Source organism: Streptomyces sp. NPDC041191 (assembly GCF_055591945.1).
Genome location: NZ_JBVIZC010000001.1, coordinates 388,269 through 402,017, shown reverse-complemented (window position 1 = coordinate 402,017; position 13,749 = coordinate 388,269). Strand labels below are relative to the sequence as shown.

At 74.2% G+C, this 13,749-nt stretch carries 14 protein-coding genes; 5 read left to right on the top strand and 9 right to left on the bottom strand.

What is annotated here, in order from left to right:
• Positions 1-123: 123 nt before the first annotated feature.
• Positions 124-1,164 (bottom strand): glutamine synthetase, encoded by a 1,041-nt coding sequence (gene glnII, locus ACZ6AQ_RS01790; protein WP_468756709.1) that lies wholly within the window; start codon positions 1,162-1,164, stop codon positions 124-126.
• 390 nt (positions 1,165-1,554) lie between these two features.
• On the opposite strand from glnII, the gene ACZ6AQ_RS01785 reads away from it, so the two are divergent.
• Positions 1,555-2,514 (top strand): Gfo/Idh/MocA family protein, encoded by a 960-nt coding sequence (locus tag ACZ6AQ_RS01785; protein ID WP_468756707.1) that lies wholly within the window; start codon positions 1,555-1,557, stop codon positions 2,512-2,514.
• Between the two features lie 94 nt (positions 2,515-2,608).
• On the opposite strand, the gene ACZ6AQ_RS01780 is transcribed toward ACZ6AQ_RS01785, so the two are convergent.
• Entirely contained in the window at positions 2,609-2,968 is a 360-nt protein-coding gene (locus ACZ6AQ_RS01780; protein WP_388696412.1) for an ArsC/Spx/MgsR family protein, read from the bottom strand.
• Positions 2,969-3,115: 147 nt separating this feature from the next.
• On the opposite strand from ACZ6AQ_RS01780, the gene ACZ6AQ_RS01775 reads away from it, so the two are divergent.
• Positions 3,116-3,391, top strand: coding sequence for a hypothetical protein (locus ACZ6AQ_RS01775; protein ID WP_468756705.1), 276 nt, complete (start codon positions 3,116-3,118; stop codon positions 3,389-3,391).
• A gap of 79 nt (positions 3,392-3,470) precedes the next feature.
• Here ACZ6AQ_RS01775 and glnA read toward each other — a convergent pair whose 3' ends face one another.
• Positions 3,471-4,895, bottom strand: coding sequence for a type I glutamate--ammonia ligase (gene glnA, locus ACZ6AQ_RS01770; protein ID WP_388696421.1), 1,425 nt, complete (start codon positions 4,893-4,895; stop codon positions 3,471-3,473).
• A gap of 243 nt (positions 4,896-5,138) precedes the next feature.
• Between glnA and ACZ6AQ_RS01765 the strand changes: the two genes are divergently transcribed.
• Complete coding sequence (locus ACZ6AQ_RS01765) at positions 5,139-5,606, top strand: RDD family protein (RefSeq protein ID WP_468756704.1); 468 nt, start codon at positions 5,139-5,141, stop codon at positions 5,604-5,606.
• 130 nt (positions 5,607-5,736) lie between these two features.
• On the opposite strand, the gene ACZ6AQ_RS01760 is transcribed toward ACZ6AQ_RS01765, so the two are convergent.
• From ACZ6AQ_RS01760 to lipB, 4 genes are all read right to left on the bottom strand, one after another.
• Positions 5,737-6,441, bottom strand: coding sequence for a DUF4191 domain-containing protein (locus ACZ6AQ_RS01760; RefSeq protein ID WP_468756702.1), 705 nt, complete (start codon positions 6,439-6,441; stop codon positions 5,737-5,739).
• 10 nt (positions 6,442-6,451) lie between these two features.
• Complete coding sequence (locus tag ACZ6AQ_RS01755) at positions 6,452-6,667, bottom strand: SCO2195 family GlnR-regulated protein (protein ID WP_388696430.1); 216 nt, start codon at positions 6,665-6,667, stop codon at positions 6,452-6,454.
• Between the two features lie 262 nt (positions 6,668-6,929).
• On the bottom strand, positions 6,930-7,886 hold the full coding sequence (gene lipA / locus ACZ6AQ_RS01750) for a lipoyl synthase (RefSeq protein WP_468756701.1): 957 nt from the start codon (positions 7,884-7,886) through the stop codon (positions 6,930-6,932).
• A gap of 119 nt (positions 7,887-8,005) precedes the next feature.
• Positions 8,006-8,803, bottom strand: coding sequence for a lipoyl(octanoyl) transferase LipB (gene lipB, locus ACZ6AQ_RS01745; protein WP_468756700.1), 798 nt, complete (start codon positions 8,801-8,803; stop codon positions 8,006-8,008).
• Between the two features lie 326 nt (positions 8,804-9,129).
• Between lipB and ACZ6AQ_RS01740 the strand changes: the two genes are divergently transcribed.
• A complete protein-coding gene (locus ACZ6AQ_RS01740) occupies positions 9,130-10,596 on the top strand; it encodes a regulator (protein ID WP_468756698.1) in 1,467 nt (488 codons plus the stop codon).
• A gap of 15 nt (positions 10,597-10,611) precedes the next feature.
• On the opposite strand, the gene ACZ6AQ_RS01735 is transcribed toward ACZ6AQ_RS01740, so the two are convergent.
• Positions 10,612-11,922 carry an NAD(P)/FAD-dependent oxidoreductase gene (locus ACZ6AQ_RS01735; RefSeq protein ID WP_468757058.1) on the bottom strand — a complete coding sequence of 437 codons (1,311 nt, stop codon included), beginning with the start codon at positions 11,920-11,922 and terminating at the stop codon, positions 10,612-10,614.
• 360 nt (positions 11,923-12,282) lie between these two features.
• Positions 12,283-13,203 (bottom strand): TIGR01777 family oxidoreductase, encoded by a 921-nt coding sequence (locus ACZ6AQ_RS01730; RefSeq protein WP_468756697.1) that lies wholly within the window; start codon positions 13,201-13,203, stop codon positions 12,283-12,285.
• 50 nt (positions 13,204-13,253) lie between these two features.
• On the opposite strand from ACZ6AQ_RS01730, the gene ACZ6AQ_RS01725 reads away from it, so the two are divergent.
• Positions 13,254-13,749: GNAT family N-acetyltransferase (locus tag ACZ6AQ_RS01725; protein WP_468756696.1), on the top strand; the 496-nt coding region annotated here is incomplete at its 3' end.

The window sequence follows — 13,749 nt, the reverse complement described above, 5'->3', positions numbered from 1 at the left end:
TTGAAGCAGAAGGGAAACGCCGGGACGACCCCCGGACGGCCCTGATCCGGTGACGTGCGTCCCACATGACGGAAGGGGCGCCCACCGTACGGAACGGCGGACGCCCCTTCCGGGGTGCCGGGATCAGACCCGTCCGGCCTTCTCCAGGGCCTCGCAGCAGGTGTCCACCAGAAGGCGGGTCACCACGTACGGGTCCATGTTGGCGTTCGGGCGGCGGTCCTCGATGTAGCCCTTGCCGTCCCGCTCGACCTGCCACGGGATGCGGACCGAGGCGCCGCGGTCCGAGACGCCGTAGGTGTACGCGTCCCACGGGGCGGTCTCGTGCAGACCCGTCAGGCGCTCGTCGATGCCCGCGCCGTAGTTCTTGACGTGGTCGAGCGGCTTCGAGCCCTCGCCCAGCGACTCGCACGCGGTGACGATCGCGTCGTACCCCTCGGGTCCCTCGCGCATCGCCCTCGTCGAGAAGTTGGTGTGCGCGCCCGCGCCGTTCCAGTCGCCCTTCACCGGCTTCGGGTCAAGCGTCGCGGCGACGCCGAAGTCCTCGGCCGTCCGGTACAGCAGCCAGCGGGCCACCCACAGCTGGTCGGAGACCTCCAGGGGCGCCAGCGGACCGACCTGGAACTCCCACTGGCCCGGCATGACCTCGGCGTTGATGCCGGAGATGCCGAGACCGGCCTTGAGGCAGTTCTCCAGGTGCGCCTCCACGACCGGACGGCCGTGGATCTCGTCCACGCCGACGCCGCAGTAGTAACCGCCCTGCGGGGCCGGGAAGCCGTTGACCGGGAAGCCGAGCGGACGGGTCCCCTCGAAGAAGGTGTACTCCTGCTCGATGCCGAAGACCGGCTCCTGCGCGGCGTACCGGGCGGAGACCTCGGCCAGCGCGACGCGCGTGTTCGACGGGTGCGGCGTCATGTCCGTGTGGAGCACCTCGCACAGGACGAGGACGTCGTCACCGCCCCGGACCGGGTCCGGGCAGACGAAGACCGGCCTGAGGACGAGGTCCGAGGCGTGGCCCTCGGCCTGGTTCGTGCTGGAACCGTCGAAGCCCCAGAGCGGCAGCTCGCCGAGCACCGGGGTCCCGTCCGTGATGATCTTCGTCTTGGAACGGAGCTTCGCGGTCGGCGCGGTGCCGTCGATCCAGATGTACTCGGCCTTGAAGGTCACGGGGGCTCATCCTTAGGGGGCGTGGCGTGCTGCTGGGGGTTCCCCGCGCCCGGAGGCGGACGAGGGCGGCTGCCCGCGGCGGCTCGCGGCGGCTCGCGGCACCGCGGGAAGCCGCGGTCTCCGCACGGCCCCGCCCGGGGCGGTCCGTGCCGGTGCTTCCGGACCGGAGCTTCGCAACACAGGATTTCCCGTCGGTTGCCCGTGTGTGAACCGCGTGTTACCCGGCTTTCCGCGCTTTCTGCGGGTCCCGCGCTTTCTGCGAGTCCCGCGCTTTCCGTGCTTTCCGCGCGACGGTGCGCGCCAGGGAGCCCCAGGTCCCGGCCACCCCGTCCCCCCGCTCCCCCCGGTCCCTCCCGCCCCTACCACCGCCCCACCCGGCAGACTGGGATCATGGCGAAGCAGCTCGGGGCACGGCCCCGCATCGGACTCCTCGGCACCGGCCCCTGGGCCGGCCGCACCCACGCGCCCGCGATCGCCGGGCACCCGGACGTCGAGTTCAGCGGGGTGTGGGGCAGACGTCCGGAGGCGGCGGAGGCGCTCGCCGCCGCGTCGGGCACGCGCGCGTACGCGGACGTGGACGCCCTCTTCGCGGCGAGCGACGCCGTGGCCGTCGCCCTCCCGCCGGACGTGCAGGCGCCGCTCGCGGTACGGGCCGCCGCCGCCGGCTGCCACGTCCTCCTCGACAAGCCGGTCGCCACGACGGTGGCCGGGGCCCGCGAGGTGGTGCAGGCGGTGGAGGCGGCCGGGGCCGCGTCGGTGGTCTTCTGCACGCTGCGGTTCGCGGAGGCGACGGCGGCCTGGATCGAGGAGCAGGCGGCGGCCGACGGCTGGTTCCTCGGCGAGGCGCACTGGCTGGGCTCGCTCTACGGCCCCGGCTCGGCCAGCGCCTACGCGGCGTCGCCCTGGCGGCGCGAGAAGGGCGGCCTGTGGGACGTCGGCCCGCACGTCCTCTCGGTCTACCTGCCGGTCCTCGGCGACGTCACCGGGATCACCGCCGTGCCGGGGCCGGGCGACACCCACCATCTGGTGCTGCGCCACGCCTCGGGGGCGAGCAGCACGGCGACCCTCACGCTCGGCGCCCCGCCGGAGGCGGCGGAGGCGGCCCTCGCCCTGTACGGCACGCGGGGCCGGACCGAGCTGCCCCGGTGGGGCGGCGCGGTGGACGCCTTCGGCGCGGCCGTGGACGCCCTCGTCACGGCGGCCCGCACGGGCGTCCCCCACCCCTGCGACGCCCGCTTCGGCCTGCGCCTGACGGAGATCCTGACGGAGGCGGAACGGCAGACGGCCGCGGCGGGGACGGAGCCGGGCACGGCGGCGGCCGGGCCGGTGGCCGGCGCGGCGGGAGCCTGAGTCCCCGGAGCACCCGGCACCGCCACGGCGGGGCGGCCGGTCCCGGGGCCTGGACGGTCCGGCCCGGACCGCCCACCGCCCCGGGACCCGGGGCTCAGCGGGACAGCGCGTCCCGCACGGCCTCCTCGGACCGGCCCACGACGGCGGTGCCGTCCTCGGCGGTGATGAGGGGCCGCTGGATGAGCTTCGGGTGCGCGGCGAGCGCCTCGACCCACCGGTCGCGGTGCTCCGCGTCCCGGGGCCACTCCTTCAGCCCCAGCTCCCCGGCCTCGGCCTCCCCGGTCCGGGTGATGTCCCACGGTTCGAGCCCGAGCCGCCCGAGCACCTCCCGGATCTCGTCCGGCGAGGGCACGTCCTCCAGGTAGCGGCGCACGGTGTAGTCGGCGCCCTCGGCATCGAGGAGGGTGAGGGCGCCGCGGCACTTGGAACAGGCGGGATTGATCCAGATCTCCATGGCGCACAAGGTACCCCCGGACCCGCCGCCGCGCCCCCGAAAACCCGGTCTGGCCAGGGCCGATTGTCAGTGGGGGGCAGTAAAATCGAGGGTGAAGGTGAGGGTCCCGCGGAGGGCCCGCACCCACCGTTCGCCAGGAGGTAGCCCATGGCTCTCGCCGTGATCCGGACGCCGTCCCTCGAACCCTGGAAGCCGCTCCGGAAGCAGCCGCTCCCCGCCGGCCGGCCCCGCGAGTGGTACGTCACGCACAACCGGCGCCTGAAGGCCATGCGCCTCGCGATCGCCCTCCTCGACGCCGGCGTCTACGTCCCGTCGAAGGCCACGAACGCGACGATACGCACCACGGCCGAGCAGCTCGGCATCCACCCGCCCTCGGACACCACCTGCCGCATGGTCCGCGCCCTGATCCGCTACGGGCGCTGACGGGGAGGGCACGACCGGACGGCGAAGGCCGCCGCCCCGGACTTCCGGGAGCGGCGGCCTTCACTGCCGGGGTTCCGGCCTACAGGTCGAAGTACAGCTCGAACTCGTGCGGGTGCGGGCGCAGCTGGATCGGGGCGATCTCGTGCGTGCGCTTGTAGTCGATCCAGGTCTCGATCAGGTCCGCCGTGAAGACGCCGCCGGCCTGGAGGTACTCGTTGTCCTCCTCCAGGGCGGTGAGGACGGCCTCCAGGTTGGTCGGGACCTGCGGGACGTTGGCGTGCTCCTCCGGAGCCAGCTCGTACAGGTCCTTGTCGATCGGCTCCATCGGCTCGATCTTGTTCTTGATGCCGTCGAGGCCCGCGAGGAGCAGCGCCGAGAAGGCGAGGTACGGGTTCGAGGACGGGTCCGGCGCGCGGAACTCGACGCGCTTGGCCTTCGGGTTCGAGCCCGTGATCGGGATGCGCATGGCGGCGGAGCGGTTGCGCTGCGAGTACACCATGTTGACCGGGGCCTCGAAGCCCGGGACCAGACGGTGGTACGAGTTCACCGTCGGGTTGGTGAAGGCGAGCAGCGACGGGGCGTGCTTGAGGATGCCGCCGATGTAGTAGCGGGCGGTGTCCGAGAGGCCCGCGTAGCCCGTCTCGTCGTAGAACAGCGGGTCGCCGTTCGACCACAGCGACTGGTGGACGTGCATGCCCGAGCCGTTGTCGCCGAAGATCGGCTTCGGCATGAAGGTCGCGGTCTTGCCGTTGCGCCAGGCGACGTTCTTCACGATGTACTTGAAGAGCATCAGGTCGTCGGCCGCGGCGAGCAGCGTGTTGAACTTGTAGTTGATCTCGGCCTGGCCGGCGGTGCCGACCTCGTGGTGCTGGCGCTCGACCTGGAGGCCGACGTTCTCCAGCTCCAGGGAGATCTCCGAACGCAGGTCGGCGAAGTGGTCGACCGGCGGGGCCGGGAAGTAGCCGCCCTTGTAGCGGACCTTGTAGCCGCGGTTGTTCTCCACCGCACCGGTGTTCCAGGCGCCGGCCTCGGAGTCGATGTGGTAGAAGCCCTGGTTCGCCGAGGTCTCGAAGCGCACCGAGTCGAAGACGTAGAACTCCGCCTCGGGACCGAAGTAGGCGGTGTCGGCGATGCCGGTGGAGGCGAGGTACGCCTCGGCCTTCTTCGCGATGTTCCGCGGGTCACGGCTGTACTGCTCGCCCGTGATCGGGTCGTGGATGAAGAAGTTGATGTTGAGCGTCTTGTCGCGGCGGAAGGGGTCCACCCGGGCCGTCGACAGGTCGGCGCGGAGCGACATGTCGGACTCGTGGATCGCCTGGAAGCCGCGGATCGACGAGCCGTCGAAGGCCAGCTCCTCCGCCGGGTCGAAGGCCGTCGCCGGGATCGTGAAGTGCTGCATCACGCCCGGAAGGTCGCAGAAGCGGACGTCGACCATCTTGACGTCGTTGTCCTTGATGAACTTGCTGACCTCGTCGGCGTTCTGGAACCCGTGCTTCTCGGACATCCCACTCCTCCTGGTCCCGTCCCGGGGAGGGGCGGGGTTGCGGCTCGGTCGTGCGGTCGGTGCGGTGGTACACGCTGGTCCCGACCATAGGCAGACGGGATTTCTCCAGCATGACCCATTTGTTTCGTGGAAGTTAACCGGGGCGAGCGTCGGCCGTGCGTCCGCCACGCCCCGGGGTGCCGTCACCCCGCCTTCCCCGACCCGGGCCGAAGCAATCGAAAACGGGCACAGTACCGTGGTCGGGTGGACAACAGGCACGCACTCGGATCCTGGCTCTCCGGCCCCCGCGCGGCGGCCGAGGAGGCCGGCGTCGACTTCGGTTACCGCGGTCAGCAACTCGGACTGCCCGAGGAGGGGCCGGGTTCGATCGCCCGCCCCGGGCGCCGGCTCGGCGCCCTCGCCCTCGACTGGGCCCTCTGCACGCTGATCGCATACGGGCTGATCACCGACGGCTACCACCAGGCCACGGGCAACTGGGCCCTCGTCATCCTGTTCGTCCTGAGCGCCCTGACGGTCGGCACCGTCGGCTCCACGCCCGGCAAGCTGCTCTTCCGCCTGCGTGTCGTCTCCGTGAACGGCGGCCGGCTCGGACCGCTCCGCGCGGCGCTCCGCGCGCTCCTGGTCTGCCTGGCGGTCCCGGCCCTCATCTGGGACCGCGACGGCCGCGGCCTCCACGACCGCCTCTCCGGCGCCGTCCAGGTCCGCATCTGAACCCCGTGCGCGCGTGAGGGGCCCGCCGTGCCCCGGGACGCGGTCACCGTTCCCGGCCTGAACCCTGCCCGACGCGTGAGGGGCCCCGGACCGCACGGTCCGGGGCCCCTCACGCGTCGGGCAGGGCGCGTCAGCGCGTCTTTCCGCCGCGGGGCATCCGCATCCCCTTGGGCATGGGGCCCTTCGGCAGGGGCATGTTGCTCATCAGGTCGCCCATCGCCCGCAGCCGGTCGTTGGCCGTGGTGACCTGCGGGCCGGTGAGGACGCGGGGCATCTTGAGCATGGTCGTGCGGATCTTCTTCAGCGGCACCCGGCCCTCGCCGTCGCCGACGACGAGGTCGTGCACGGGCACGTCCGGCACGACGCGGTTCATGCGCTTCTTCTCCGCCGCGAGGAGCGTCTTGACCCGGTTCGGGTTGCCCTCGGCCACCAGCACGATGCCGGCCCGGCCGACCGCGCGGTGCACGACGTCCTGGCTGCGGTTCATCGCGACCGCGGGGGTCGTCGTCCAGCCGCGCCCGACGTTCTGCAGCACCGCCGCCGCCGCGCCCGGCTGGCCCTCCATCTGCCCGAAGGCCGCCCGCTCCGCGCGCCGCCCGAAGACGACGGCCGCCGCCAGGAGGCCCAGGACGAAGCCCAGGATGCCCAGGTAGACCGGATGACCGATCAGGAAGCCGATCGCGAGGAGGACACCGAGTACGCCGATGCCCACGCCCGCGACGACGAGACCGACCTTCGGGTCGGCCTTCCGGGTCATCTTGTACGTGAGGGCGATCTGCTTCAGTCGCCCGGGATTGGCAGCGTCAGCGCTGCTCGTGTTTGCCTTCCTCGCCATGCTTCGAAGTTTACGTGGCCCGGGAGGCCCGGCCGGACGCGACCTCCATCACGCGCTGGGCCTCGACCCGGTCCCTGGCGCGGCGGCGGTCCTCCAGGACGGAGTTCCAGGCGTTGCGCCGGGCGGTGCGCTGCCCGGCTCCCAGGAGCAGCGACTCGACGGCCCTCAGGGCGTCGGTGACGGACGGGATCGCGGTGACGCGGACGTGCGTCGGTGCGGCCGGCATGACGGGGTCCTCCCTCGATGGCGGGTGGGACGGGGCGGGGGCACGTGCGGGGGGTGGCGCTGTGTGGAACCACGCTCACAGATCGGTGTTACCAGGGCGTGACCCGGGGGTCAAACACGGGTGAAACCCGCGTGCGGCCGGTCGGCCCAGCGCCGGAACGCCGACGCGGTCCGTACGGCCCCGCTGAGCTGCGGGGCCGTACGGACCGCGTCGAATCCGTCCCGTAACCCCCGGCGGGCGTCTGTGCCGGGGTTCACACGGGCTACGCGGCCGGTGCGGCGGCCCGCTTCTCCATCGCCTGCTGGTACAGCCGCCCGGCCCGGTACGAGGAACGCACCAGCGGGCCCGACATCACGCCGGAGAAGCCGATCTCGTCGGCCTCCTCCTTCAGCTCCACGAACTCCTGCGGCTTCACCCAGCGCTCCACCGGGTGGTGGCGGACCGAGGGGCGCAGGTACTGGGTGATCGTGATCAGTTCGCAACCCGCGTCGTGGAGCTGCTGGAGCGCCTCGCTGATCTCCTCGCGGGTCTCGCCCATGCCGAGGATCAGGTTCGACTTCGTGATCAGACCGTAGTCGCGCGCCCGCGTGATGACGTCCAGGGAGCGCTCGTAGCGGAAGCCGGGGCGGATGCGCTTGAAGATGCGCGGCACCGTCTCCACGTTGTGCGCGAAGACCTCGGGGCGGGAGTCGAAGACCTGCTCCAGGAGCTCCGGGACCGCGTTGAAGTCGGGGGCGAGCAGCTCGACCTTGGTGCGGCCCGTCTCGCGCTCCGCCGTCTGCCGGTGGATCTGGCGCACGGTCTCCGCGTACAGCCAGGCGCCGCCGTCCTCCAGGTCGTCGCGCGCGACGCCGGTGATCGTGGCGTAGTTCAGGTCCATCGTGACGACCGACTCGCCCACGCGGCGCGGCTCGTCGCGGTCGAGGGCCTGCGGCTTGCCCGTGTCGATCTGGCAGAAGTCGCAGCGCCGGGTGCACTGGTCGCCGCCGATGAGGAAGGTCGCCTCGCGGTCCTCCCAGCATTCGAAGATGTTGGGACAGCCCGCCTCCTGGCAGACCGTGTGCAGGCCCTCGCTCTTCACGAGGCCCTGCATCTTCGTGTACTCGGGCCCCATCTTCGCCCGGGTCTTGATCCACTCGGGCTTGCGCTCGATGGGGGTCTGGGCGTTCCGGACCTCCAGGCGCAGCATCTTGCGTCCGTCGGGTGCGACTGCGGACACATCGGCTCCTGTAGCTTCGATTCTTCGGCGTACACCAGGGTACGCCCGTGGCTTCCATGCCTTGCCTACGTCCGGCCAACCTCTGGCCCGCGCCCCGCATTCCTGGGGGCGGGACGTGGTCAGGCGGACGCGGGCTCCACGGCCCGCGGCGCGAGCTCCGCGTGCTCCAGGACCTCCCGCAGGTGCTTCTCCACCACCGGCAGCACCTCCTCGACCGTGACGTCCCGGCCCAGCTCGTTGGCGAGGGAGGTGACGCCCGCGTCGCGGATGCCGCACGGGATGATCCGGTCGAACCACGCGTTGTCCGGGTTCACGTTGAGCGCGAAGCCGTGCATGGTGACGCCCTTGGCGACCCGGATGCCGATCGCCGCCAGCTTCCGGTCCTCGCGGCGCTGGCCGGCGTTGGAGGGGGCGTACTCGGGCCCGTTCAGGCGCGGGTCGAACTCCTCGTCGTTCAGCCGGGGGTCGAAGTCGAGCGACAGGCCGCCGAGCCGGGGCCGCTCCCGCACGGGGTCGCCGAGCACCCAGACCCCGCTGCGCCCCTCGATCCGGGTGGTCTCCAGGCCGAAGTCGGCGGCCGTGCGGATCAGGGCCTCCTCCAGGCGGCGCACGTGCGCGACGACGTCCACGGGGCGGGGCAGCTTCATGATCGGGTAGCCGACCAGCTGGCCGGGGCCGTGCCAGGTGATCTTGCCGCCCCGGTCGACGTCCACCACCGGCGTCCCGTCCAGCGGGCGTTCGCTCTCCGTCGTGCGCCGGCCGGCGGTGTAGACCGGCGGGTGCTCCAGGAGCAGGCAGGTGTCCCCGGTCTCGTCGGCGAACCGCGCGGCGTGCACCTCGCGCTGCTTCTCCCAGGCCGCCCGGTAGTCGACGGCCTCTTCGCCGAAACCGAGACGGACGAATCGCAGCTCACTCACGGCCATGCCTCCTCCTGGGCGCCGGGAGCCGGGGACCGGGGATCGTCCCGGGCCGGCTCGGCGCCCTGCGTCGTTCGCGCCCATGCCACTGTACGGCGGCACCGGGAACACCCGTGCGGGGGTGCCGCGGGCCGTGCTCTCCCGGCGCCGGGCCGGGGCCGTCCCCGCCGGGCGCCCGCGTCAGGGGGCCGCCGATCCTCACACGATCGGATGAATGTAGGGCGAAGGTGGTGGTACGGCCCGTGGGGGCCGCTAAATTCGCGCCGTTCCATGGGGGTCCGAGGGGGCTGCCGCCCGGGCCCGGAAGGCAGGAGACCGCACAGCTGATGACGGAACGACCCCCGCAGCGCATCCCGAACCGCCAGCTCGCCGCGCTCATCGCCGAAGCGGGGTTCTCCCACGCGGGCCTCGCCAGACGGGTGGACCAGCTCGGCCTGGAGCACGGGCTCGACCTGCGGTACGACAAGACCTCCGTGACCCGCTGGCTCCGCGGCCAGCAGCCGCGCGGCACCACCCCCGCCCTCATCGCGGAGGTCTTCACCCGCCGTCTCGGCCGCCGGCTGTCCGCCCAGGACCTCGGCCTCGACGCCTGCGCCCCCGTCTACGCCGGCCTGGAGTTCGCGGCCACCCCCGAGGAGGCCGTCGACATCGTCAGCGGCCTGTGGCGCAAGGACTCCGGCAGCCACGCCGAACTCCGCAAGATCGCCTTCACCCCGGCGGGCCTGGTCGTCCCCAGCAGGGACTGGCTGATCGGGCGCGCCGACGAACGGGTCGCGCGCGGGGAGCCCGCCTCCCGTTCCGCCGCCGGGACGTCCCCGCGCGATCCCCGGGTGCCGCCCCAGGGCCGCGGCTCGGTGCCCCGCCAGCGCGGCACGGACCGGGGCCCCGGGCAGCGGGTCTCCGGCGGCGACATCGCCGCCCTCCACTCGGTCGGCGAGCTCTTCCGGGCCCTCGACCACGCCTACGGCGGCGGCCACGCCCGCCAGGCCCTCGTCCGCTACCTGGAGCACGAGGCCGAGCCGATGCTGCGCGGCACGTACGGGGAGGCCACCGGCCGCCGCCTCTTCGCCGCCGTCGCCGACCTCACCCGGCTCGCGGGCTGGACCTCGTACGACATCGCCGCCCACGGCCTCGCCCAGCGCTACTTCGTCCAGGCGCTGCGCCTCGCGCAGGCGGCCGGGGACCGGGCGTACGGCTCGTACGTGCTCCTCACCATGAGCTGTCAGGCCGTCTACCTCGGCCACGGGCGGGAGGCCGTGCAGCTCGCCCGGGTCGCCCAGCAGGGCGTCGGGCCCGCCGCGCCGCCCGTCGTCCAGGCGATGCTGCACGCGGTCGAGGCGCGCGGACACGCCGTGCTCGGGGAGGCGCGCGCGTGCGGGGCCTCGCTGGCGCGGGCCGACCGGGCCCTGGAGGCGGCCCGTCCCGGCGACGAGGTGCCCCACTGGGCCAGGCCGTTCGACGAGGCGCAGCTCGCCGGTGAGACCGGGCACTGCCACCGCGACCTCCAGCAGTACCGCCTCGCCGCCCAGCACGCCGAACGCGCCCTCCAGCTCCGCGCCCCCGGCTTCGCCCGCAGCCGGCTCTTCTGCCGGGTCGTCCTCGCCACCTCCCGCCTCGCCCTGGGCGACCTCGAACAGGCGTGCGCGCTCGGTGCCGAGGCCGCCCGGGAGGCCGCCGAGATGCGCTCGGCCCGCGCCGCGGAGTACGTACGGGACTTCGAGCGCCGCCTCGAACCCCACCGCGACGCCGCCGCGGTCCGCGCCTACCGCGACCGGGTCGCCGCCCTCGGCTGACCCGGCCGCGCGCGGTCAGGCCGTCTCCCTGGACCCCGCGTCCCGCGCGGGGGGCCGCACCCCCAGGTCCCCCAGGAGCGCGCGGGCGGCGCGCCGGCCCGAGAGGAGGGCGCCCCGGGGGGTGCTCGTGGCCCGGTGGTCGCCGCAGACGTAGAGGCCCGCGAGCAGCCGGACCGGGCGGTGGCCGTCGTGCGGGGGCCGCATCGCCGGGACGGCGTCCCGGGTGTGGTGGAGGGCCAGCAGCTCCCACTCGTCGGTCGACGTGCCGTACAGCGTGGCGAGGTGCTTGCGCACCCGGCGCTCCGTGTCGTCCGGCGGCGCCCCGAGCACCGTCGAGGTGATCAGCGTCCGGCCCGCCGGAGCGCGGCGCGGGTCCACCGCGCTCATCACGGCCGTGTGGGCCACCGGCCCGTCCGGGTCCGACTCCAGGAGCAGCACCGGGTCCCCGGTGGGCGCGACCGGTGCCGTGTGGTGGAGGAGCGTCACGGTGTGGAACGCGGGCGTCCGCAGGCCGGGCAGCAGTGCCGCCGCCGTACGCGCCCCCGTGGCGACGACCACCGACCGGCAGCGGAACACTCCGTGCTCCGCCGTCGTGACCCGGGAGACGGACACCCCCGTGACCCGGACGCCGGTACGGACCGTGTCCGGCGGCAGGGCGGCGGCGAGCCGCTCGGGGAGTGCGGCCGAACCGCCCTCCGGGACGGCGAGCCGGCCCCGCGCGAAGGCGCGCAGCGCGAGGTCCGCCCGCCTGCTGGACGTGGCGAGGTCCGGGTCGGCCAGGAGCGCCGCGAGCAGCGGCCGCAGCACCCCCTGGACCGTCCGGGAGGGCAGCCGCGCGTTCAGGGCGTCGAGCGCGGTCCGCTCCGGGCGGGCGAGCAGCCGCTGCGCCGGGGTCGCGGCGAGCCGGACGAGGGACGCGCCGAGGCGCGCCTGGTCGAGCGGGGTCGCCGGATGCCGGGGGGCGCTCGCGAGGGCGCGCGTCGTACCGAACGCTCCCCCCGCGCTCCGTCCGCCCGCCGCCCGGGACGCCCCGGGCGCCCGGAGCGGGTGCGGGGCGCCCCATCGCGCGTACCGGCCGTCGCTGTGCACGAGGACCCCCGGCGCGAAGGGACGCAGCGGGAGCCCCGCGAGCCCCGGCAGGGCCCGCAGCTCCTCGTGCGAGAGGGTGAGCAGCGGCCCCACCCGGTCGAGCCGGAAGCCGTCGGCGGACTCGGTCGCCATCCGGCCCCCGATCCGGGGCTCCGCCTCCAGGACGGCGACGGAGAGCCCGGCGCCGGTCAGCAGGTGGGCGGCGGCGAGCCCCCCGGTCCCGGCCCCCACGATCACGACGTCGACGCCCTCCGCGGCGTCCGTGCGGCGGCTGTGCCCCGCGCCGGTCGTACGGGCCGTACGGGCCGTACTGGCTGTACTGGCTGTGCGGTGTGCGCGGTGTGTGCTGTCCGTGCTGTCCGTGCTGTCCGTGCTGGCGGTCTCGTCCGTGTGGTCTGCGCTGCTGAGCACGTGCCCCTCCCCGGGTCGGCGCGGCCGGTGGGGGGCCTATTCCCCCAACGACCCTCCGGGATACCGGAGTTCACGGGTCGCATCGAGCCCGGACGGTGCTTCCGCAGGGGCCGGCCGGCCCGCGCCGGGCCGTGGGGCGAGGGGAAGGGGCGAGAGGGGGCGCGGAGGGGGCGGGAGGGGCGGGGGTCAGCGGGCCGCCGCCCGGATCGCGTCGTCGACCGTCGGGAACGCGAAGGCGAAGCCGGACTCCAGCAGGCGCCCCGGCAGGACCCGCTGGCTCCCCAGCACGTCCTGTGCGAAGTCCCCGAGGGCGATCCGCAGGGCCGGTGCCGGGACGGTCAGGAGGGTCGGCCGGCGCAGGACCCGGCCCATCGCCGCCGTCACCTCGCGGTTGGTGACCGGCTCGGGGGCCGTCAGGTTCACCGGACCCGACAGGGACGGGGTGTCCACGACGTGGCGCAGGGCGGCCACCTCGTCGTGGAGGGAGATGAACGACCAGTACTGGCTCCCGTCGCCCATCCGGCCGCCGAGCCCGGCGCGGAAGAGCGGGAAGAGCCGCCCCCACGCCCCGCCCTCGCGCGCCACCACCAGACCGGTGCGGGCGTACGCGACCCGGATGCCGGCCTCCTCCGCCGGGGCCGCCGCGGCCTCCCACTCCACGCACACCGACGGCAGGAAACCCGTCCCGGCGGGCGCGCTCTCGTCCACCGCCCGGGAGCCGGTGTCCCCGTACCAGCCGAGCGCCGTGCCGCACACCAGGACCTCCGGCGGCTCCGCGAGCGAGGCGAGCGCCCGCGCGACCGCCGTCGTGCCGAGCACCCGGCTGTCCCGGATCTCCTTCTTGTACGCCTCGTTCCAGCGGCGCTCGCCGACCCCGGCGCCCGCCAGGTGCACGACCGCGTCCACGCCGACGAGTCCGGCGGCGTCCACGTACAGCCGCCGGGGGTCCCACGCGACCTCGTCGGCGGTGCGGGCCGGCCGGCGGACGAGGCGGAGGACGTCGTGGCCGTCGGCGCGCAGGGAGCGAACCAGGGCCGAGCCGATGAGACCGGAGGCGCCGGTGACGGCGACGCGCTTGCGGGGGGCTGAAGGCTGCATGGGACCCATCCTGCCCCCGCCGCGCGGGAAGCCGGGCCGGACGTGGCACAGTGTCGGCCATGACCGTCCCGGAGACTCGGATACGCACCGCCGAACACGACGACGACGCCGCGCTCGGCGCGCTGGACCGGGACACCTGGTCCACCCTGCACGCGGTGGTGCCCGCGCCCGTCCCGCCGTACGAGCCCTTCTTCGACGCGCGCCACCTGCCCGGGGACTACCTCGTGGCGCTCCGCGCGGACGTGCTCGTGGGCTACGTCCGGGTCGTCCAGCCGATCCCGCTGCCCTCCCACGCGCACGTGCGCCAGATCCAGGGACTCGTGGTCGCCGAGTCCGCCCGGGGGAAGGGCGTCGCGCGGGCTTTGCTGCGGGCGGCCGTGGACCGGGCGCGGGAGGAGGGCGCCACCCGGCTCACCCTGCGGGTCCTCGGCCACAACGCGCCGGCCCGCGCGCTCTACGCCTCCGAGGGCTTCGCGGTGGAGGGCGTCCTGCCGGGGGAGTTCCTGCTCGACGGGGAGTACGTGGACGACGTGTGCATGGGGCGGTCGCTGACGG

What these genes read in the sequence shown, in the direction of transcription:
- ACZ6AQ_RS01775 (WP_468756705.1), top strand. Translation starts at nt 3,116, where the DNA reads ATGGCTCTCGCCGTGATCCGGACGCCGTCCCTCGAACCCTGGAAGCCG.
- ACZ6AQ_RS01740 (WP_468756698.1), top strand. Translation starts at nt 9,130, where the DNA reads ATGACGGAACGACCCCCGCAGCGCATCCCGAACCGCCAGCTCGCCGCG.
- ACZ6AQ_RS01785 (WP_468756707.1), top strand. Translation starts at nt 1,555, where the DNA reads ATGGCGAAGCAGCTCGGGGCACGGCCCCGCATCGGACTCCTCGGCACC.
- ACZ6AQ_RS01730 (WP_468756697.1), bottom strand. Translation starts at nt 13,203, where the DNA reads ATGGGTCCCATGCAGCCTTCAGCCCCCCGCAAGCGCGTCGCCGTCACC.
- ACZ6AQ_RS01780 (WP_388696412.1), bottom strand. Translation starts at nt 2,968, where the DNA reads ATGGAGATCTGGATCAATCCCGCCTGTTCCAAGTGCCGCGGCGCCCTC.
- ACZ6AQ_RS01760 (WP_468756702.1), bottom strand. Translation starts at nt 6,441, where the DNA reads ATGGCGAGGAAGGCAAACACGAGCAGCGCTGACGCTGCCAATCCCGGG.
- ACZ6AQ_RS01755 (WP_388696430.1), bottom strand. Translation starts at nt 6,667, where the DNA reads ATGCCGGCCGCACCGACGCACGTCCGCGTCACCGCGATCCCGTCCGTC.
- glnA (WP_388696421.1), bottom strand. Translation starts at nt 4,895, where the DNA reads ATGTCCGAGAAGCACGGGTTCCAGAACGCCGACGAGGTCAGCAAGTTC.